Raw genomic sequence first — 20,805 nt, forward strand, 5'->3', positions numbered from 1 at the left:
CGCTCTTGTCATACCTGTCACAGTGCCAGTAGCCTAAGCCCGTCTGGGGAAAGGGCGAGAACGCCCTTCATCCGATTTGTGCAACAAAGCCGATGTGGAGATTCGTCCTAAAACAACGATAACTGGGTGTCGTCCTTCGGTTTAGTTCTTTGCTTGCGTTTAGAAACCGATTTCCGACTTCCCAGTTTGAGGAAAACGGCGTTTGCTGCGAGCCGGAATTCCTGACCATTCCGTATGTTGCTGATCTTCTCTTTTGCGCTTCTCGCTGATGCAGCTTGATCAACAATTGGTGAGGGATAGCCCTGTCCAAGTGTAAAGCCACCATCGTCGATCAATGTCTTTACATACTTCCATGGCTCGTGAATGAACTCGTCAGGAACGCTTTTTAGCTCAGGCACCCACTTTCGAATGAAGGTGCCCGTTGGGTCTTGTTCCATAGATTGTTTGATTGGGTTATAAACGCGCATTGCGTTGATGCCTGTGACACCTGATTGCATTTGCAGCTGGCTATAGTGGATTCCAGGTTCATAATCTGTGAACAGGCCTGCGAGGTGATATCCCGTGGCACGCCAATCAAGCCATAGTTGATAGCTTGCAAAACTCACCAGCATCGCCCTCATGCGGAAGGTGATCCACCCCTCAGCCGTCAAATTGCGCATACAAGCGTCAACGAATGGGTAACCCGTCTGACCTGTCGCCCAAGCTTGGAAATGTGCCTCGTTGTGATCGTCCACGCGGAGGCCCTCAAAGGCAGGATGCATACAGTGCGTTTCAATCTCTGGCTGGTCTTCGATCTTTTGGATGAAATGGCAGCGCCAAGCCAAGCGAGAACCAAAGGCTGTCAGATTGCGACCAAAACTTTTCTTCTCATCGGGCGATAACTGGGAGCGGCGTTTGACAATAGATTGCGTAACTTCGCGAACCGAGAGGGTGCCCCATGCAAGATGTGCGGACAGGCGCGAGCAATGGTATTCGGATAAATCAGGTGCTGAGATATGATAAAGATATGCGCGGGATCGGTGATTTAAAAAGCTGCGTAGATCAGCGACTGCATGTTTTCGCCCGCCTTTCTGTACCTTACCAATAGGCATACTGCCAAACATGGGGTCATTCTTTTCAGGTAAAATATCTGACTTACATAACGGAAATGGAACTAACGTTTTTGGCTTAGCCAGTATTTTCTCGGCCATGCGGGTATTTCTAATTTTCGACCAATCATTGCGATTGCGTAACCTTCTTACGACTCCATTTGAGGGGGCCTCGTGCAGCGCGATTTGATTGTTCAGACACAGTCTTTGAACTGCGATATCCCTCTGGAACGTCCATAGATTTCCTGTTTCCTCATGGGCGTACAAATCACTTATTTGATGTTCCAAATGAAGTTTTTTGATCACCTCGCAAGCATCGCCAACCTTGAGAATAAGGTGTTGGCCTAATTCAGCCAAATCGTTGTTTAAATCACAAAGGCTATCGTGAATGAAATTCCAATGACGGCGGGATGCAAAGGGCTGTTCCCAATATTCAGGCTCAACGATGTAAAGTGGTATGATGGGGGCGTTTGATTGCGATGCAGCCAACAACGGGACGTGGTCATTGATCCGTAGATCTCGTTTAAACCAAACTATGCGGGGTGCTTGCGTCATTATGTTAATGTTAGGTTTCTTTGATACTTTTGGTAGAGACATGGGGCGATCTGGAAACGTCTATTTATAGATTTCTCTACGATCACCAAAATCGCGCACCCGTTTGCGCCAAGCCTTGTAGCTACCGCTTTTAAGCGTGTCTCGCATCAAGGTTTTAACCTGTTTGTCGGTGACCCCATATTCCGCCCGTATGTTGGCAAAACTGACGTGATCTGACAGCGCCATTTGAATAATTTCACTGACGTGTTCTGGCAGTAGTTCGTTTGTTTTTGTCATGAAGAAGTAGGTAGCGGGATACCAATTAAAGACAAGTGGGCGTTATGGATCTGCAAAGCCAAGATCAGCTAAGATACTCAGGATCTTCTTTTTGAGTTTGAAGAAACCTTTGGTGGTGAGTGGCCATGTTAGGATGTCATAGTTTCGCTGGTGTTGATGTAGATGAATGCCAGCCTGCGCCAGCTTGGATTTGACAGCGTTTAATGGTGCAGCCACGGGACCACCTGCAGCCCAATGGTTCAAACCTAACTGTCGGACGTCAACGCTTTGGGGCCAAATAGGTAAATTGCTAAGAGAGTGTTCTTGGCTCATCAGTAACCACCGAGGAGTGGAAGATGAGACAGACAACTGGAACACGCAAAAAACCAGACGAGAAGACCGTCAAAGATATCAAGCGGGCCACCCGCAGACACTATTCATCTGAAGGGAAGATCGGCATCGTCTTGGATGGCCTGAGTTTCGAGGACGGACAACTGGGAACACCTCGACATGATTGCCGACCCGGATGATCCGCGCGATGCTTTGGCATGATAGAACGTGACCGCGACTGGAACGCATGAGTCAGCTGTCTTTTTACTGAATGGCCAAATTCATACGTTTGAGAATAAAACCGCTTGAACACGAATACGGGCATACGTGTTCAAGAATTTTTCCGATTTCAGTGATCCAGAAATTGCGCCCAGCCGTATTGCAGGTATGATCACAAGAACCTTAGAAAGACCGTTTGTAAGCCGTTCTTATGGGCGGGCATCAAAAACTGGAAAAACTGTGCCGCAACAAAAGCAGGAAACGTCTCAGCTGACGGTATGGCTTATTGCAGTTCGTGACCAGCGTGATCGTGCCGCTTTTGGTGCGTTGTTTGATTATTTGGCACCGCGCCTGAAGGGGTTTGTGATGCGCAACGGTACCGGTTCTGCTCATGCAGAAGAGATCGTTCAAGATGTCATGCTGACTGTTTGGCGCAAGGCATCGATGTTCGATCCCCATCGGGCACAGGCCTCGGCTTGGATCTATCAAATTGCGCGCAACAGGCATATCGATATTGCCCGTAAAGAAAATCGGCCAGTGCCAGACGAGTTAGCCCAAGATTTCAGTTCAGAGCCGGACGTCACCCAAATCTTAGCCTTGAACCAAGAAGCAAAGCAGCTAAAGACCGCCATCGAACGGCTTCAGCCAGATCAAAGAGAGATGATTGAGAAAGCCTACATTGGTGACCTCACACATCAAGAGATCAGCACGCAAACTGGCGTGCCGCTTGGTACCGTTAAATCACGCATACGGCTGGGTCTTCAGCGGTTGCGAAAAGAGTTAAAGGGGTTGCGTTAAATGTCTGCAATCGCACATCATATTCCAGATGCCATGATGGCGGCCTACGCCTCTGGCAATCTACCACATCCTTTTGCAATGGTTGTCGCCACACATGTGTCGCTCTGCGTGGATTGCAGAGCGGCGCTTGGGGCGCATCAAACTGTCGGGGGCGTCTTGCTTGAACAATCTGATCACGTTGCCACTTCGGCCGGCTTGAAATCAGATTTAATGGCACTGTTGGATGAACCTGTTCGCCCCGATCCCGTCTATGACCGTCAGGGTGTATATCCCGGCCCCGTCATGGAGGCGTTGAAAGGGAAGCCGCCGCGCTGGAAAAAACTTGGTATGGGGGTCAAACAATGCCTTTTGTCAGAAGTCGACGGCGGATCGACACGTCTGTTGTACATCCCTGCCGGTCAGGCTGTTCCCGATCACAGCCATAATGGGCTTGAACTGACCTTGGTTCTCCAAGGGAGCTTTAGCGATGAAACTGGGCGCTTTGGTATTGGTGATGTTGAGATTGCTGACGAAGATTTGGAACACACCCCAATTGCGGATGCGGGAGAAGCATGCATTTGCCTTGCGGCGACGGATGCGCCCCTGCGGTTTAACGCTTTTATGCCGCGGTTGTTACAGCGATTTTTCCGAATTTGAGGCCCGCCGTCCGCCTACCTTCCGCGATAGATGAGCCAGTCAGGTAACAGGTGAAGTGTTTTGAGCACCCATGAAAAGGGTGCGGAAAGTCGGTGCGAAAGCGGTTGTGCCTCATCGCTTTTACCACATGTTTTGCAGCTACTTCCGGTGACATCAGTTGTGGCATTGCGAAACTGTTTTTCTCAGTTAGACGCGTTTTGATGAACCCAGGATTGACGATCCGGACGGTCACACCGCTCTCCTTCAGGTCCTGGCGCATTGTCTCGGCAAGACTAATCAACGCCGCCTTGCTTGCGCCATAGCCGATTGCAGAAGGCAACCCGCGATACCCTGCCAATGACCCGATCAAGGTGATATCGCCCTGATTGTTGGCCGTGAATTTTGGTACGACATGGCCCAAGATCCGTAAGGCCCCACTGAAATTCACATCAAGTATAGTAAGCGCTGCTTGGCTGTCCCATTCTTGGGTGTGCATAGGCTCATATGCCCCCGCGTTGTAGATGACACCATCAATTGGGCCGACAGTTTGAGCCGCACGTTCAACCGAGGTGGCATCGGTGACGTCCATGGGCAGGACGGTTGCGTTACCAAGCTCCGATGCTAATTCTTGTAAACGGGTTTCAGAGCGCGCCGACACAATCACATGGGCCCCAGCTTGAACCAAGTTCTTTGCAATCTCGCGGCCCTAGCCTTCGCTGGCCCCGATTACCCAATAGGTTTTGCCTTGGAAGGGGATCATACTTTGCTGCTCGTGGCTTTGCCATCAGATACAAGGGGCTGTGGGGGTTTGGGTTTGCGCAAAAACGGCGCGCGTTTGAACCATAGTTTTAGGGCTTGCCAATGAATGAGCATCACCACCCGCGCTGCTCCAAGCGGTCGACGTAGGGCAACCTTTACCAACGCACCCGACGTTGCCGGGGTTCGCAAACCGTTCAGTGTTGCCAATACGCCCTGATCCCCGTCCTCATAAGAAATACGGATATTGAAGGCGCGTTCTGTCATCTCGAAATTGAACCGGTACTGCCCGTTGACCTGTTGAAAGGGCGAAACATGCAACACCTTTTGCGCCTCAATCACGTCTGTCCGTTTGATGGGGCGAAAATCAGAATGGGCGCAAAAGTAACAATGTCGGTGGCCAAAGGTGTTGTTCACCTCGGCGATAAAGGCGTGCGGCTTGCCGTCGATCATCGCAATCCAAAAGCTCACTGGGTTGAACTGAAACCACAAAAAGCTGGGCTGTGCCAAAAGCAAAAGCTGGGCGTTTTCGATTGGAAACCCGCGCTTGTTCAGTTCTTCTCGAAACCACGCGGCTCCACGTCCATGACCGCGTGGCCCGCCATGATGACGATCGTGGACCGAAAATAGGTTGAAGCGATTGCGCGACAAGAAGGGCGGCGCGCCGGCGGTCATGTCTGTCAAAACGTAGTCAACGCCATAGCGAAAGGCGTTCTTAAGACTGCCACGGCGCGCGTGATAAGTTTGGGCTGAGGCAAGTTCAATCATACCTTGATTACGGACAAGGTGGGCCACCGGATCACCACAAAGGTTCCTTTTTCCAAATTAAATGTGATCCGCCCGCCGTTCCCCCGCGTATCTACCTCAAACACACCTAAAAACGAGGACCGTATGCTGGATCAAACCCAAGGCCCGCGCCGCAAGATTGCCATCGTTGGAGGTGGCATTTCCGGGCTTTCCGCCGCCTACTACTTGTCCTCGCATCACGATGTAACATTGTACGAGGCCGCGCCGCGTCTAGGGGGGCATGCGCGTACCGCTATGGCGGGCAAAAACGGTGATCAGCCAGTCGACACGGGATTCATCGTTTTCAACTATGCAACCTATCCCTATCTGACCCGATTGTTCCACGAATTAGACGTGCCTGTGATGAAAAGCGAAATGAGCTTTTGCGCCAGCATCGACGACGGTAAAATCGAATATGGGCTCAACAGTCTTGCCGCAATTTCCGCGCAAAAGCTCAACCTTATCAGACCCCAGTTCTACAAAATGGTCATTGATATCCTGCGCTTTGGCAAAGAAGCCGAAGCCGCCGCGACCGATGACGATAAAACAATTGGTGAATTGGTTGATGAACTGGGCCTTGGTCAGTGGTTTCGCGACAACTACCTGATGCCGATGTGCGCGGCGATCTGGTCGACACCCGTAGCTGATGTGGATGCCTTTCCCGCCAAATCCCTGATAAATTTTTTCCGCAACCATGGCCTGCTGGCTGGTAGCAACCAACACCAGTGGTGGACTGTTAAAGGCGGCAGCATCGAATATGTGCGTCGCCTTGAGACAGCTTTGATTGCACGCGGATGTACTATTCATACTGCGACACTGATCGAAAACGTGACGCGTCAGGATCAAGGGGGCCGTGTCACAGCACAGGGCCAGCCCGCTGAAACCTATGATGAGATCGTTTTTGCCTGTCATTCAGACCAGGCGCTGGCGATCTTGGGGAACGACGCCAATCCTGCGGAAACGGCTGCCTTGGGCGCGATCCGGTATCAACCGAACACAGCTGTTTTGCACTGTGATAAGGGGCAAATGCCCAATCGGCGTGGATGTTGGTCAAGCTGGGCGTATCGCAGCCAAGAAGGCGGGGTTGGGGTGACTTATTGGATGAACCGACTGCAAAACATCCCCGAAAGCGATCCGCTGTTTGTGACGTTGAACCCAACGATCCCCATTCCCGATGCCAAGATTTACGATCAGGTTGAGTTTTCTCACCCTATTTTTGACAAAGCCGCACTCCGGGCACAGCGCGACATCCGTGCTATGCAGGGGCAAAACAATACGTGGTTTGCTGGGGCCTATAATCGCCATGGCTTTCACGAAGATGGTATCGCCAGCGCCATGCGGGTTGTCCGTATGATAAATTCCCCCACTGCCCTGACCACCAAAGGACCCCAGCATGACATTGATAAACAAAGCCATGACATCCCAGTTTCTGGAAACCTGCGCACAACTGCGTGAGGGGCAACTGACGCTGCGCACCCCGGACGGTGCCCGGTATCAGTTTGGGGATAGCGGCCCAGAAGCCGAAATGCATATCCGCGATTGGGCGGCGGTCACCGCTATGGCGGCCCATGGTCAAGTTGGATTAGGCGAAGCCTATGTTCGGGGGCTTTGGGATACCCCGTCAGTTGAAGGCTTGATGTCGGTGGCGTTGCTGAACCGTGACCATTTGGGCAGATATGATCACGCAAGCACATTGAACCGCGCCAGATTTCGCGTGGTTAATCAGATACTGCGCTCCAATTCCAAACGGGGATCACGTAAAAATATTCGCGCTCACTACGATGTCGGGAACGAATTTTATCAACTCTGGCTCGACGAGGGCATGACCTATTCTTCAGGCATTTTTGGCGGTCACGGTGATGACCTTTCTCAGGCTCAGACACGGAAAAATGAACGGGTACTGTCACGTCTGAACGGTGGAGAAAGGATTTTAGAAATAGGGTGTGGCTGGGGCGGTTTTGCCGAACATGCCAGTATGGAAGGCCGTGATGTGACCGGTGTCACCATTTCGCGCAACCAACACAGCTATGCCGATTGCCGTCTAGATGGGCGGGCTGATATTCAGTTGCGCGACTATCGCGATGTGAAAAGCAAATTCGACAACATCGTATCCATTGAGATGATCGAGGCGGTGGGCGAGACGTATTGGCCCAGCTATTTCAACACGCTCAAACACAATCTGGCGGCGGGCGGCCGCGTGATGCTGCAGGCGATCACGGTACGTGACGAGTCTTTTGATACCTACCGCACATCGTCCGATTACATCCGGCAATATGTCTTTCCCGGCGGCATGCTATTGTCAAATAAAGTCATTGCGGACCAAGCGAAAGCAGCCGGGCTTCAGGTCAAAGACAATTTCGCCTTTGGTCAAGATTACGCTAAGACCTGCCGAATTTGGGCCCAACGGCTGGCGGCCCAAAAACGCAAGATCATTGAACAAGGTCATGACGAAGCGTTCTTTCGCAACTGGCAGTATTACCTAGAAATTTGCGCGGCCTCCTTTGCAATTGGCCACACAAATGTTGTTCAAGTTGAGCTGGCCCATGCGTAGCTTGGTCCTAAGCGCTTGTCTCTGTTTGGTACCACTCACAGGCGCCGCGACTCCGGTTGCCAAAGCCCTGCCCGGTGCAGAAATGCGTGGGCAGGCGTCCTTTAAATTTCTTGGTTTCCAAATCTATGAAGCGCGTTTGTTTACCAAAGGTGGCACGCCATTGGACTGGTCCCGGGATTTTGGTCTTGAGCTGACGTACAAACGTAAGCTCAGCCAAAATGATATGATTGAAGGCACGCTGCGGGAAATGAAACGCATGGGTAATGCGGCACCAACCCGCGCGCAGCTAAAAACCTGCTACCAAAGTGTCACGCCCGGAGATCGCTATTTGGCTGTGAGCCAGGGGCTGGACCAACTCACCTTTTGGCGCAATGAACGCGCTGTTTGCACCCTGTCTCAAAAGGATATCAAAGCCCACTTTATGGCGATATTTTTGGGCGAAGACAGCCGCTCTCGGCGTTTTACACGGACGCTCTTGGGACAATGATGCTGTATCCAAGGGTTGGCCTTTATGCTATTATGTTGGCCTGTGCAGGGATTCCCCTGTACATCCATCTCCCGCAATTTGCCGCGACCAATCTAGGCATTAGCCTTGCGACATTAGGGGGAATCCTCCTTGCGATCCGGGTGTTTGATTTGATCCAAGACCCGTTGATCGGATGGGCCATTGACCGATGGCCACAAGCACAAACCGGGTTCGCCCTAACTGCTGCCGGAGGTTTGGCAGTGGGCTTTCCGATCTTGTTTGGTTTGCAAGATGGCCCCCATGTTGTGGCAAAGTTGGTTCTTGTCTTGTTGCTGTTGTTCTCTGCCTACAGCCTTGGCATGATATTGCTTTACGGGCGCAGCGCAAACTTGGCTAAAACGGCAGAGCCGCGCGCCCTGATGGTCTTGGCCTCCTTCCGGGAGAGCGGCATGGTCGCGGGTGTCATCTTGGCCGCCATTGCGCCGAGTGTTCTGATTAGTTTGGGGGCCGCTGACCAAGGGTATGCCGCTTTTGGCTGGTTCTTGGGCCTGATTGCGATTGCCATTGCTATGGTGACCAAGTCGATTTGGGCGGGACCGGTTGTTGTCGGGCGGCCACTGAGCTTGTCACGGTTGTCGCAAGCTGGTGCTGTCAAACTGTTGATCTTGGCGGTGCTGAACAGCTTGCCAGTGGCTTTAACCTCCACCTTATTTCTCTTCTATGTCCAAGATTACTTAGCCCTACCAAATTTGGCCGGACCACTTTTGGTTCTTTTCTTCTTAGCTGCTGGGCTAAGTGTGCCCTTATGGAGCATTTTAAGCCGCAAGATCGGCACCAAGACCACCTTGCTGATTGCGATGCCCTTGGCCATTGCCAGCTTTGCCGGGGCGGGATTTCTTGAACCCGGAAACGCAGCTGGCTTTGCCTTGATTTGCGTAGCGTCTGGGGCTGCTCTGGGGGCTGATATGGTTCTCTTGCCCGTACTCTTTAGCATCGCATTGACCAAAGCCGGACTAAGCGCGGCAACCGCCTTTGGCATATGGTCCTTTGCTGGCAAGTTCGCTTTGGCATTGGCCGCAGCAATTGCCTTACCAATGATAGAATTCCGAGGCTTCGCGCCTGCGGCCGACAACTCTCCGGAAGCGCTTGGCGTACTTGTTTTCGCCTATGCGATCCTGCCTTGTTTCCTCAAAATTGCAGCCTTCGGCTATGCCTTAACGCTGCCCTCTGAAAGGTCTTCGCTATGAAGCTGATTGTCGCCTGTCTTTTGATCCTTCTTGTTGTCATGGTTGCAAAAACCTACCTGTTGAGTTTTCGATTCCAGTCCCCCACGAATTATGCTGAAACTGGCCCGCAATTTGACCTTAGAACCCACCTATCTGGGGAAATCTTGTCAGAAGGATTGATCTTTGGACCCACTGGCAAAATGACCAATAGTTTTGTGGCAAAAATGGTGGGGGAATGGGACGGAAACGTAGGTACATTGACCGAAGACTTCACCTATTCCAACGGCAAAACTCAGAGTCGAAAATGGTATCTCACCCTTGGCCCCGACAACACCTTTACGGCCGCAGCGGATGATTTGGTCGGAACCGCCCATGGAGTTGTGTCCGGATCGACCGTGCGCCTGTCATATGAAATCATTCTTCCCCAAGACGCAGGGGGCTATACCTTGCAAGCTACGGATTGGATGTATCTCACGGCCGATGGTGCGATCATGAACAAATCTGAGATGCGTAAATTTGGCTTAAAAGTCGCAGAGTTAGTTGCAACAATGCGCCCACTTGAAAAGTGAAGTGAGCCAGGAGATGAATGGCGGCCTTGTTGCGACAAGCTGGCCTGAGGTCGTGCTTCCCCTTTTCCCCGAACGGACTTAGCCTACGGCCACGGTACGGGGGACCCCACGAGCTGTGAAGCCGATTAGGATCGCGGCGCGGCGCGGATCAGTATCTGTCCGGCGTCAGGTTTTTTTGGAACCAATGGGGTCCTAACCTAAGAAGGTGTTAGGCTTATCCTGGAGGTAATATTTAGCACAAAAGGGGAATTGAGTAAAAGAAATCCTCCATCAACAAGGTGAAGGGGCTTTCGCCTAGCAAGAAGCCATGCACGGGGGGCCTCCTCTATTCAACCGGACATGCAATCGAGCAAGCGTAGGCAACCGGACCTTCGCGGCGGCCGCGAGATCGTTCATCACAATCGCCAAAGCCGACTTTTGAATAGGCCTCGTTTGTCAGGAGTGTGTCACACTTTGTTTCGACAGGATTTCTGACAGGCGTCTTTTGCGGAACTCTTGCAGTGCCTTCGGTGGGTCTTTTAACGCAATCGAAACCGGTGATGCGGACCTAAGCCAAGCAAGAAGAGGAGCGGCCGGCTGATGACGGTTTGAAAACCGGAGAGGGCTAAATGACATTTAATATACTTCTCACCAACTTCAAATTCTCAAGGTGCAATTCACAATTGAACAGGCACCCTCCTGCAGATGAGTGTAAGACAGAACATTATGATCTGACATCGTCACCATCCACCCCACCTATCCTGTGTTCTAAAAGTAGGTACATTAAAAAATCACTGTCTTTGTTCTTTTGCACAGAATACTAGCTGGAAATAATCCGACTGGACTGCCCGATCTGAACTTCCAACAACATCTACCAGTCCGAAGACGTTCAGATTCGACTGAGCCGCCAATCCGCAAAGAGGTTCGACTGTATTGAGAATGGCTGCGTATCGTGGCCCGCAAACAAGCCATCTTGGGTAACAAGCACTGTTCGCCAGCCACGGGCGGCGGCCCCGAGTATATCCGTGTGAAGAGTATCACCGCACATCGCAATGCGCTCCGGTGACGTCGTCGGCAGTGACGCTTCGATTAGGTCATAGACTTCGGGGAATGGCTTACCAAAGAACTGGACATAGCCCGGGACCAAGTCCGCAATCTGGTGGCCAAAATGACCCGGTTCAGCCGAAAAGCCACCATCACGGGGCGCGGCAAGATCCGCGTTTCCGATCAGTAATTTTCGCGGGCGGCGCTGCATGGCTGTTTGTAGCAAGTGTTGCCGCGAGTTGGTCCAGTCCGCAGTTGACAGAAATAGGAATTGATCGACGTTGTCATAATCATCAGGGTTGTCTTTCAGGAGCGTCACGGGGTCAGGCAGGTCGCTCAGCGGGTCAGTGTCAGCGGCAATAACACCCCAATGCCCTCCGCTCAGATTTTGAAGGGCCGCTTCCCGGCTCGTGACGATTTCGTCGTCCTCAACGCGGAGCCCGAGGCGCTTGAACTTGGCTATTGCACCGCTGCGGTCGTAGCTTGCGGCATTGGTGAGAATGCGAATGGCACAGCCACGTTCGCGTAATTGATCAAGACGTGTATCCGCGCCGGGGATCATCGTCTCGCCCACGTTCAACACGCCAAATGCATCAAAAACAAACACGTCGACTTCGGTCGCGATTTCCAGCAAAGAACCTATACTGATCGTTTTAGGTTGACGACCCAACGGCGGAAAGCGCGAGCGCAGCTCTTGATACCGGTCAAATATAGTCTGTGTTGTACGCATTTTATTCATATTCATCAGTCCTTTGCATTAACCACATCCCGCGATGTTTTTGCGCTACAGGACCTTCTTGCGAAGCGTCGTCGAAATTATTTCGCCACCGATCACAAGCGCCAGGATTGCAAGCAAGACCATCGACACCTCTGGCCATTGAAATGTATCGATTGCCCCTTGGAGGATGATCCCAATACCGCCTGCACCAACAAGGCCCAGGACCGTAGACTCTCGAAGATTGATATCCCAACGCAAGATGCAGATCGCAAAGAATGTCGGCATTACTTGTGGTACGATGCCGTATAGGACAATTTTGAAACGCGATGCGCCGCAGGCCTCAAGTGCTTCGATGGGCTCCGGGTCGATTTCTTCAATCGCTTCACCCAGCAGTTTGCCCAGAAATCCGATGGAGCGAAACATGATCGCAATTATACCTGCAATTATACCTGGTCCAAAAATTGCGACAAACAACAGCGCCCAAATGATCGTATTTACGGAACGCGACGACACCAGAATAATTCTCCCAATCCACAATGTGATCCGGTTTGGCGTTGTGTTTTGCGCCGCGATATAGGCGACGGGCAAAGACAGGAACACGGCAATGAAGGTCGCAATGGTCGCGATATTGATGGTTTGCCAGATTGCCTCAAGGATCGCTGGTAGGTTGGTTGGATCCGGTGGGATCATCCGATCGAACAGATCAAACAATTGTATTGGCGCGTCCCAGAACCATTCCCAGATGACGTCGATGCTGCGTAAGGCCCAGACCACGATCAAAGACACCACCAGAAAAGATCCGTACCGTTTCATGCGCTGCTGCGGCGTATAGCGGGCCCAGCTGTCGCGTATTTTTTGATCGGTCATATTAACTGCTTTCTGATGACGCCACTGGCGGCTTCCAAGATCAAGATTGCGCCAACAATTACCATGGTGATTGCGAGGGCAAAGTCGTAGTCATAGCGTCCAAACGCATTCGCCAACGTCGAACCGATCCCGCCTGCACCCACAATCCCAACAACGGCTGAGGCGCGTAAGTTGCTGTCCAGCTGGTACATCCCGAGCCCAATCATACGCGGCATGATTTGCGGAAAAATTGCATAGAACATTGTTGATAAGAAGGGCGCACCCGAAGCCCGCAGGGCCTCAACTTGTCCGAAATCAATTTCTTCAATGCGTTCGGCTAACAGCTTGGCGACAAAGCCGATGGAATAGATTATCAGCGTTAATGCACCCGCCAAGGGACCAAAACCGACCGCCTTAACAAAGATGATGGCAACGATCACCGGGTGGAAACTACGGGCGATGATGATAGTCCCGCGCCCCAAATAGTAGATGGGTTTGGGCGATATATTTGACGCGGCCATGAATGCCAATGGCACGGACAACAACATGCCGCCTGTACTTGCGAGGATGGCGATCTTTAGGCTTTCTAGGAAACCAGAGATCAACAACCCAGAGCGTTCAAAGTTTGGCGGGAAAGCGCCGTTGAAAATGCGGCCAGCACGTTCCAGCCCTTCTGCTGCGCGCTGCCAATCAATTGGCAAGGTCGCAATTGTAAGTACAAAATAGACCAGCGCTGCAATATAGATCCCATAGCGCAGCAATGGCGTTTTTATCATGTGTGGCTTTCGCCAATGATCGGGTTGGGCTGTCATGCGGCTGTCCCCAAATCCTTGCGATCCTCGGATGGGGTCCCGGAATAGATCTCATCCATCTGGGCATTGTCGAGTGCGGCGGGCACATCGTCAAAAATGATCCTGCCATAGCGCATCCCGACAATACGGTCGCTGTATTCCTTGGCTTCGTTCACGTTGTGGATGTTGATGATCACCGGTAGGTTCAGCTCGCTCGCCAAATCCCGCAGCAGCGCCATAATCTGTTCCGATGTTTTCGGGTCCAAGGACGCCGTCGGCTCATCGGCAAGCAAGATCTCGGGGCGTTGCATCAACGCCCGCACAACGCCGACGCGCTGTCGTTCGCCTCCCGACAACTCATCGGCGCGTTTACTAGCATATTGTGCAATGCCAACGCGTTCCATCAATTCAAAGGCGCGCTGAATGTCTTCTTTCGGAAAGCGCCGCGTCAAGGCGGCCCATGTCGAAATGTAGCCAAGGCGACCGGACTGAACGTTTTCCATGACGGTCAAACGGTCTACAAGGTTGTAGCCCTGAAAAACCATGCCGACCCGCCGTCTCGCAAACCGTAATTCGCGTGATGACAGTGTGGTAATATCAGTGCCGTTCAGCGTGATGGATCCGGAAGTCGGCTCTACCAGCCTGTTCACACAGCGCAACAAAGTACTTTTGCCCGCTCCGGAAGAACCGATTATTGACATAACCTGTTCGCCCTGAACAGTCAGGTCCAAGTCCTTTAGGACCGGTGAACCTTTGCCATAACTTTTGACTAACTTTTTGATTTCTAACATTTTGTCCCCGCGCCCATTTTCTGCATAAAACGAAACGCCGCCCCAACCATTCAGTCAGGGCGGCATTCCGGGAGGATGCTCTAGTTATCGGCAAGCCCTTGTGGCGTGTATTGCACACCGTTTGAGGCCTGAATTTCACGGATAACAGCCCACTGATCCTGATAAGTGATAGGGATGAATTTGCTGACCCCATCAAATTCATCGCCAAGCGTTGTGCCGGCGAAGTCAAAGCCGAAGAAAGCTTCGTGAATTTTAGCAACGAGGGCTGGATCAAGGTCATGCGCGACTGTGAATGACGTCGTTGGAAACGGATCGCTTTCCCAGATTTTGCGCACATCTGCAGTGTCATACAAGCCACGTTCTGCCATGCGGTCCACAACTTCGGATGCAACTGGTGCGGCATCGTAATCTCCGGCGACAACGCCAAGCATGGATTGGTCATGTGACCCTGAATAGGTGACTTCGTAATCAACATCCGGAGTCACACCTAGGCCCGGGAACAATGCACGTGGCGCTTGGTTTCCTGAGTTTGATGTGGGCGACGTATGCGCAACCCGTTTACCGGCAAGATCGGCTACTGTTTGAATGTCAGAGTCGGCTTGCGTAAATACCTGAAGACGGTAGCCAAAACCTCCATCATCGGCCCCCATAATCGCGAAAGGAACGGCGCCGGCCAAGTTCACGGCAAAAGGTGTTGGACCCGTGGAAAATCCGGCGATGTGCAGACGACCGGAGCGCATGGCCTCGACCTCAGCAGAATTGGATTGAACGGCGAAAAATTGCACATCCTTGCCAGTAACATTCTCCAAATGCTGGATGAACGGCTCCCAAATATCTGCATAGACTGCAGGGTCTTCAACGGGTGTATACGCAAAAACCAGCGTATTTGGGTCATTCAGTTTGGCGGGGTCGGTTGGGGTATCTGCTACCAGATCACCATTCGCATCACAATATAACGTATCCAAAGCACCACGTTGGCTGCATTCTTCGGCGGTGACCGCCGTAGCAGAACCCAATGCCAAAATACTTGCCGCCATTGCAACGTAAGTCATATTCGTTTTCATATCTCTCTCCCTTTTCGTATTGACGCCAGCAGACCGGATCCTCCATCCTAGGCATCAACATTAAGACTTGAGCTTAGAGGCGGCCTCGTGCGGAAGGCGAGGATCGCTGTGTTAACGCAGTGTTACAAATCGTTAATGAAGTATTACAAACACCCATTTCATATCCCTCAATCCAATATTGCTCTAATGAGAAACTACGACACGCGTCCAAAGGTATGCCGCGTGGAGAGAAGCCGTCGGAGTGGAAAATGGATATTGTAGAAAAACGACCTGTTATTGCGATTGTGGATGACGACCGCGAAGTCAGTGAAACATTGTCAGCGCTTCTTGAGGAAAGTGGCTTTGAGCCGATTGTTTGCGCAAGTATTGCGGAATTTACAGATCTTGGCGATCCTCCCCCTGTTGATCTAGCGCTTATCGACCTGCGACTGCGTGGAGAGTCCGGCCTCACTCTGGCGGTGCGCCTTGGCGAGCGGTATTCTTTGCCCGTCGTGATGTTGACTGGTGTCGGCGATGAGATCGACAAAATTATCGGCCTGGAAACGGGTGCAGATGACTACCTTATGAAACCCTTCAACCCACGTGAATTGATTGCGCGCATTCGCGCTGTACTTCGACGCTACGGGCATGGTGTAAACAGCACCCTTTCAACATCAGAGCAGACAGTCACATTTGGCGACAAGTGCATGGATTTTCAGACCAAACAGTTGCTTGACGTATCTGGGCATGAAATTCCGCTGACAAACGGCGAATACTTGTTGCTGGAATATTTCGTGCGCAATCCATCACGTGTCATTTCCCGGCCCGAACTTCTGAGTGAGTTAGGCTCCAATATGGAACGCTATGTAGATCGTACTATTGATGTGCTGATCTTGCGACTTAGGCGCAAAATCGAGGTGGTGCCATCCAGCCCGGTGCATCTGCAAACTCGGCGATCGCAAGGATATTTTTTCAAACTAACCGCGATCTGATCACATGAGAAAAAGCCCCCGCTACCAGACCATTGGGTTTCGCCTTTCAACAGCAATTGCCGTCCTGTTTTTGGTAAGCCTAATGATTTCCGCGATCAGCTTGTGGCACTTGCGCAGTGCCGAAAGCTGGCTGGACAAAATCCACCGCGAAACCCTTGCTGAGGTTTCCAACGCACTCGAGCTTTCCGCAGGGGCCGCCAATCTTGCGACGACCGCACCGTTTCTGTTGACGGTCCAGCTGCCGTTTCAATTGCAGGTCGAAGCAGATGGGATCGTTGGCGTCATCGCGGATATGGAAACCATAGCAAAAGGGGATGCTGATCTTGCGCTGCCCCTTGCACGTATGCGCGTCGCCATTTCGGATCTGATCCGGGTGTCAACGCCGCAAAGTGCACTTCTCGCTGATATCGATCAAATAGATTCTGATCTCGCGCGGTTAGAAAGACAGTTCACACAGTATGAGAATTCCATCGACTATGTCTTGGCAGAGCGACTGGCATGGGCCAAGCTGAAGCAACTGACCAGTGAAGCGCAAGACGTCGCCCGCGCCCAAGAACTCATCGAAATCAGTGAATTTGGCCGCCTATTTGCCAAAACCCGCAACACCCTTGCGCCGTCACAACCGCCCAACGTTTTGGAAGGGCTGGCAGAAATAGACGTAATTTTGACAAGTCGTTCCGCGCACTTGTTCATGCTAAAACACCAATCTTTGACAGCAGCTTTGGATGCACAAAGTGCGCTTTTTCGAATCCGGCAACTGTCCGATCAAATCACATCTTACGCCGCGCAAAAGGTGGTGGACGCGGAAGATCGTTTGCGCTTGGCCCGCACGCAAACATCGCAGAATTTGATCGTTGCCCAAACTGTGGTTACCGTGCTGACGCTGTTTAGCTCACTTGTTGCGGCAGCGGCGGCCATGTTTGTGTATCGTTACGTGGTCCGGAACCTGCGACAAATCGCAGACGGAATGCGCCGGCTCGCTGCGGGGGATCATCATAACGATCTCCCCCGTAACAACCGTTCGCAAGACGAGATTGGTCAACTGTTTGACGCATTTAGTATCTTTCGGAAAAATGCTCAAAAGTTGGAGCGCCGAACAGTCGAAATGAAGCGTCAGAACGACCTATTCTCAAGTGTTTTCCGCAATATAAAAGACGGCGTGGCGATCTTATCACGCACAGGTCAAATAGAGGCCGAGAACGACAAAGTCCGCGAATTATTGCGGCTTCCTGCAAGTTCGATCACAGCGGATGGCAACATGCAGGACCGGTTCGCGCAATCGGCATTTTCACGACAAACCAGTGGCGCAGATCGTGCAGGGTTTGAAGAATACGAAGACGCCACGGGCAATGTCTTAGAGGTGCGCCAGTCGCAACTTCCAGACGGGCGGTCGGTTTTACTGTTGTCAGAAACCACAGAGCGTAAGCGGATAGATGAGCGGCTAGAAGAAATTCGGCGGGTTGAAACCTTGGGCAAAGTGACCGGAGAGGTGGCGCATGATTTCGGCAATATATTATCGACGATTGCCGGAAGTTTGCACCTTTTGGAAACCACTACGAAAGCCAATGACACCGCGCATTTCAACCGGATCCGGACCGCTGTTGACTTGGGCGTTTCCCTCACCGAACGCCTTGTCGCCTTTGCTCGAAAACAACACCTAGACCCTGAAGTCATTGAAGTTGGCGCGCTGATTGAAGGCCTGAGTGATCTGTTAAGTATTGCCCTGCCAGAAGACGTTACCCTTGATCTGGATCTGCGCGAAGTCCCCATTTTCGTGCGCCTTGACCCCGGTCAATTGGAAAGCGCTATCTTGAACCTCTGCGTCAACGCCGGTCAGGCGATCGAGGGGGGAGGCAAAATCTCAATCGTTTTGGATCAAGAAGTCGATCAACAGCTTCGAATATCGGTTGTGGACAACGGCTCAGGTATGTCCGCCGAGACCAAAAGCCGCGCTTTTGAGCCCTTCTATTCAAACCGCCCTGACGGGGATGGAACTGGTCTCGGGCTCTCAATGGTTTATGGTTTTGTAAGCCAGTCTGGCGGCTCACTTACCGTCGTTTCGGCCTTGGGCGAAGGTACCGAAGTTAGCATGCGTTTCCCGATCCATCAATTGGGTGTCGATTTCCCCAACTTGCCAGTGTTCGAAGGTGTTGCATTGGTCGTAGATGATACGCTGTCTACGGCAAATTCAGTCGCGGCAGACCTCGCGGCGTGGGGTTTTAAGGTTCTAACTGCAAACAGCTTCGCCAAAGGTCAAGGCATCATCGAACAATTGACCGACCTAACCCTTATTGTAACTGACCTGAATTTGGACCACGGACAATCAGGCATAAGATTGATAGAACTGTCGCTGGGCCTGAACGAAAAAACTATTGCTATTCTGATCTCGTCCCGTCTTCCAGCAGCAAGCGTTTTTGAAGAACCAAATCTGTCCAGGATTGCAATGCTACCTAAACCAATAGATCGCTTGGAACTGTCCAAAACGGTGACCAGATTACATGATGCACTACTCCCGAAATACGGACGCTGACGTAAGCTCGGATCGCCGTCTGCTGATCTCAAAACGAAGGAGATCGGAGGCATGTCGAAACGGAAACAACATCATCTGAAATTCAACGCCAGCCAATGCCCATAAATGCAGTGACCGATTTGTGGCTGGGCAACCCGACGGTCCAGATATCGAAAGGTATAGGTCAAGGACCAAAGCAAAATACGAACTTCACGGCGTTGTTGCACGGATTGGCACTGTCAGAGGAAACTGGCTTGAGCTGGGCGGGGTGGCCTGTTTAGCGTCTCCGGATGACAAATCACTCCCCTTTGCACTACTTCAAGACGTCTGCCAAAATCATACGCTTGGCGGTTGTGATGTATGTGCGTTATCCACTTTCGCTTCGAAATGTGGAAGATCTGCTGCGCGAACGCGGTATTGATTTTAGCCTGCCCCCCGAAACTCCCCCTCACTTTGATGTAGAGTTTGCTCAACTGCACTTGCCCCAACCTCGGACCACCTTGGTCTAGATATTTCCGACTTTGCTCAGGTTGGTGGGCTGGTATCACCATCTGGTTTTACCAGCATGATCGGGGACTTATTTCCGATCGCGCTGTGAGGTCGTTCTTCATTGTAGTATCTACACCAAGTCTCCAACTTTTCCGCCGCATCTGCAAGGCTCAAGAACCAATGCGCGTTCAGGCACTCTTGTCGGAACTTTCCGTTGAAGGCCTCAATAAATGCATTGTCGGTCGGTTTTCCAGGTCTGCTGAAGTCCAAGATGACACCCCGATCAAGGGTTTCAACCACATCCGTGCCACGATAACTGAATCTCACATCCAGAGTTGGCACAAACCGCGAGAAGGTATCAACGACAGTCAGAACGCGTAGCTTGCGCCCCGTGGCCAGTTGATCATGCACAAAATCCATGACCCAAACATCGTTGTTTCCGACAGCCACAGCTCTGTCATCTCGCAGCTTTGCTTTCACACGACGTTTCGGTGTCTTGTTGCGCAACTGAAGACCCATCTCTTTGTCGATGCGGTAGGTTTTCTTAACGTTCACAGGCCAGCCCTCGCGTTGCAGAACAAAATGAACGCGCTGATACCCATATCGCACGCGTGTCTCGCAAATTTCCTTAATGCGCTTTTTCAACGCGGCCGGTTCGGTGCGACGTGATTTGTAATGGTAGGTGGATGGATCAAACTGCAAAGCAACACACGCTTTGCGGATCGATACGCGCCAATCAGAACACATCCCGTCAACAAGCTCGCGCTTCCGATCCGGCCTCAGAGCTTTCGTTTGATAACTTCCTGCAGCATTTCCCGATCTAACGTTAGATCAGGGACAATTCGTTTCAACCGATTGTTCTCGTCTTCAAGATCACGCAATCTTCGCATCTCCGACGGCATCAGGCCTTCGTACTTTTTTCCAGTTGAAATGCGTCGCAGGACTAATACCAGCCTTGCGGCAAATCTCCGCAACCGTCGTACCTTCGTTGCCTTGCTTAACAATAAACACCTTTTGCGCGTCCGTGAATTTGGATGCTTTCATCGCTTCCACTCCTTCTTCCAGCCGAAAGGGTAAAGCAGAAAACTCTATCTCAAAATGGTCCAGTTTTCAGGGGGCAGAGCAAACCCTTCGAAGGATCAGGCAAATGTGACAGATCCGTTTTACTGAGGCACTGATTATTGGGATGATTAAGGAGCGGGAAACGCTGACCTCAGACAGGGTAAGAATGTTGTTGTCAGTCAATAAAATGCTGCGCGATCCACGAGTTGCCGCTTCGACGGGCCGCGCCGCAGCATCCTGAGGTGGGCGTGAACGGCAGCAATGGGCCGATCTAGACTGATATCTAGATGTGACTTATTCGAATGCGCGAAACCTGTTTCACCCGCA

At 51.8% G+C, this 20,805-nt stretch carries 20 protein-coding genes and 3 pseudogenes; 11 read left to right on the forward strand and 12 right to left on the reverse strand.

All coding sequences use genetic code 11. The features are described 5' to 3' along the window. Positions 1-107: 107 nt before the first annotated feature. The 4 genes and pseudogenes from V7775_RS23655 to V7775_RS23670 all read right to left on the reverse strand — a co-directional run bounded on the left by V7775_RS23655 (position 108) and on the right by V7775_RS23670 (position 2,135). Positions 108-1,103: an FAD-binding domain-containing protein gene (locus V7775_RS23655; protein ID WP_335754434.1), complete on the reverse strand. Its 996-nt coding sequence runs from the start codon at positions 1,101-1,103 to the stop codon at positions 108-110. Between the two features lie 147 nt (positions 1,104-1,250). Further along, positions 1,251-1,685: pseudogene (locus tag V7775_RS23660) on the reverse strand (deoxyribodipyrimidine photo-lyase); the annotation flags it as partial. Between the two features lie 18 nt (positions 1,686-1,703). Next, positions 1,704-1,919 carry a DUF2805 domain-containing protein gene (locus tag V7775_RS23665; protein WP_335754406.1) on the reverse strand — a complete coding sequence of 72 codons (216 nt, stop codon included), beginning with the start codon at positions 1,917-1,919 and terminating at the stop codon, positions 1,704-1,706. 42 nt (positions 1,920-1,961) lie between these two features. Beyond that, positions 1,962-2,135, reverse strand: coding sequence for a hypothetical protein (locus V7775_RS23670; RefSeq protein ID WP_335754407.1), 174 nt, complete (start codon positions 2,133-2,135; stop codon positions 1,962-1,964). A 119-nt stretch (positions 2,136-2,254) separates the two neighbouring features. Between V7775_RS23670 and V7775_RS23675 the strand changes: the two genes are divergently transcribed. The 3 genes from V7775_RS23675 (at position 2,255) to V7775_RS23685 (ending at position 3,881) form a co-directional block, all read left to right on the forward strand. Further along, on the forward strand, positions 2,255-2,428 hold the full coding sequence (locus tag V7775_RS23675; protein ID WP_335754439.1) for a hypothetical protein: 174 nt from the start codon (positions 2,255-2,257) through the stop codon (positions 2,426-2,428). Between the two features lie 127 nt (positions 2,429-2,555). Then, positions 2,556-3,245 (forward strand): sigma-70 family RNA polymerase sigma factor, encoded by a 690-nt coding sequence (locus tag V7775_RS23680; protein ID WP_335754408.1) that lies wholly within the window; start codon positions 2,556-2,558, stop codon positions 3,243-3,245. Next, positions 3,246-3,881 (forward strand): ChrR family anti-sigma-E factor, encoded by a 636-nt coding sequence (locus V7775_RS23685; RefSeq protein ID WP_335754409.1) that lies wholly within the window; start codon positions 3,246-3,248, stop codon positions 3,879-3,881. Here the strand turns inward: V7775_RS23685 and V7775_RS23690 are convergent. Both V7775_RS23690 and V7775_RS23695 read right to left on the reverse strand, forming a co-directional pair. Next, entirely contained in the window at positions 3,844-4,524 is a 681-nt protein-coding gene (locus V7775_RS23690) for an SDR family NAD(P)-dependent oxidoreductase (RefSeq protein WP_335754410.1), read from the reverse strand. The two genes, V7775_RS23685 and V7775_RS23690, sit on opposite strands and share 38 nt — an antisense overlap. 92 nt (positions 4,525-4,616) lie before the next feature. Beyond that, positions 4,617-5,384 (reverse strand): DUF1365 domain-containing protein, encoded by a 768-nt coding sequence (locus V7775_RS23695; protein WP_335754411.1) that lies wholly within the window; start codon positions 5,382-5,384, stop codon positions 4,617-4,619. Between the two features lie 123 nt (positions 5,385-5,507). Here V7775_RS23695 and V7775_RS23700 point away from each other — a divergent pair, with 123 nt between their 5' ends. From V7775_RS23700 to V7775_RS23720, 5 genes are read left to right on the forward strand one after another with little or no spacing between them, the layout of a single operon-like run. Beyond that, positions 5,508-6,857 (forward strand): NAD(P)/FAD-dependent oxidoreductase, encoded by a 1,350-nt coding sequence (locus tag V7775_RS23700; RefSeq protein ID WP_335754412.1) that lies wholly within the window; start codon positions 5,508-5,510, stop codon positions 6,855-6,857. Further along, positions 6,796-7,953, forward strand: coding sequence for a cyclopropane-fatty-acyl-phospholipid synthase family protein (locus V7775_RS23705; RefSeq protein ID WP_335754413.1), 1,158 nt, complete (start codon positions 6,796-6,798; stop codon positions 7,951-7,953). The genes V7775_RS23700 and V7775_RS23705 overlap by 62 nt, the downstream gene beginning before the upstream one ends. Then, the gene (locus V7775_RS23710; RefSeq protein ID WP_335754414.1) at positions 7,946-8,440 is read left to right on the forward strand and encodes a hypothetical protein; all 495 of its coding nucleotides are present in this window, start codon (positions 7,946-7,948) and stop codon (positions 8,438-8,440) included. Before V7775_RS23705 ends, V7775_RS23710 begins: the two co-directional genes overlap by 8 nt. Next, the gene (locus V7775_RS23715) at positions 8,437-9,666 is read left to right on the forward strand and encodes an MFS transporter (protein ID WP_443070160.1); all 1,230 of its coding nucleotides are present in this window, start codon (positions 8,437-8,439) and stop codon (positions 9,664-9,666) included. Before V7775_RS23710 ends, V7775_RS23715 begins: the two co-directional genes overlap by 4 nt. Next, the gene (locus V7775_RS23720) at positions 9,663-10,214 is read left to right on the forward strand and encodes a DUF3833 domain-containing protein (RefSeq protein ID WP_335754415.1); all 552 of its coding nucleotides are present in this window, start codon (positions 9,663-9,665) and stop codon (positions 10,212-10,214) included. The genes V7775_RS23715 and V7775_RS23720 overlap by 4 nt, the downstream gene beginning before the upstream one ends. 868 nt (positions 10,215-11,082) lie before the next feature. On the opposite strand, the gene V7775_RS23725 is transcribed toward V7775_RS23720, so the two are convergent. The 5 genes from V7775_RS23725 to phnD form a co-directional block, all read right to left on the reverse strand. Continuing rightward, a complete protein-coding gene (locus V7775_RS23725; RefSeq protein ID WP_335754436.1) occupies positions 11,083-11,967 on the reverse strand; it encodes an HAD-IIA family hydrolase in 885 nt (294 codons plus the stop codon). A gap of 54 nt (positions 11,968-12,021) precedes the next feature. Beyond that, complete coding sequence (gene phnE / locus V7775_RS23730; RefSeq protein WP_335754416.1) at positions 12,022-12,822, reverse strand: phosphonate ABC transporter, permease protein PhnE; 801 nt, start codon at positions 12,820-12,822, stop codon at positions 12,022-12,024. After that, positions 12,819-13,613 carry a phosphonate ABC transporter, permease protein PhnE gene (gene phnE, locus V7775_RS23735; protein WP_335754417.1) on the reverse strand — a complete coding sequence of 265 codons (795 nt, stop codon included), beginning with the start codon at positions 13,611-13,613 and terminating at the stop codon, positions 12,819-12,821. Before phnE (V7775_RS23735) ends, phnE (V7775_RS23730) begins: the two co-directional genes overlap by 4 nt. Further along, positions 13,610-14,383: a phosphonate ABC transporter ATP-binding protein gene (phnC, locus tag V7775_RS23740; protein WP_335754418.1), complete on the reverse strand. Its 774-nt coding sequence runs from the start codon at positions 14,381-14,383 to the stop codon at positions 13,610-13,612. The genes phnE (V7775_RS23735) and phnC overlap by 4 nt, the downstream gene beginning before the upstream one ends. Positions 14,384-14,463: 80 nt before the next feature. Then, positions 14,464-15,447, reverse strand: coding sequence for a phosphate/phosphite/phosphonate ABC transporter substrate-binding protein (phnD, locus tag V7775_RS23745; RefSeq protein WP_443070161.1), 984 nt, complete (start codon positions 15,445-15,447; stop codon positions 14,464-14,466). Positions 15,448-15,695: 248 nt separating this feature from the next. On the opposite strand from phnD, the gene V7775_RS23750 reads away from it, so the two are divergent. The 3 genes and pseudogenes from V7775_RS23750 to V7775_RS23760 all read left to right on the forward strand — a co-directional run. Next, the gene (locus V7775_RS23750; RefSeq protein ID WP_335754419.1) at positions 15,696-16,418 is read left to right on the forward strand and encodes a response regulator transcription factor; all 723 of its coding nucleotides are present in this window, start codon (positions 15,696-15,698) and stop codon (positions 16,416-16,418) included. A 4-nt stretch (positions 16,419-16,422) separates the two neighbouring features. Further along, complete coding sequence (locus V7775_RS23755; RefSeq protein ID WP_335754420.1) at positions 16,423-18,948, forward strand: ATP-binding protein; 2,526 nt, start codon at positions 16,423-16,425, stop codon at positions 18,946-18,948. A gap of 269 nt (positions 18,949-19,217) precedes the next feature. After that, positions 19,218-19,355 (forward strand): annotated as a pseudogene (locus V7775_RS23760) (IS6 family transposase); the annotation flags it as partial. 97 nt (positions 19,356-19,452) lie between these two features. Here the strand turns inward: V7775_RS23760 and V7775_RS23765 are convergent. Next, a pseudogene (locus tag V7775_RS23765) lies at positions 19,453-20,460 on the reverse strand (IS3 family transposase). Between the last annotated feature and the right edge of the window lie 345 nt (positions 20,461-20,805).

It is taken from the genome of Sulfitobacter sp., assembly GCF_036960155.1.
In the GTDB taxonomy this organism is placed as follows: domain Bacteria; phylum Pseudomonadota; class Alphaproteobacteria; order Rhodobacterales; family Rhodobacteraceae; genus Sulfitobacter.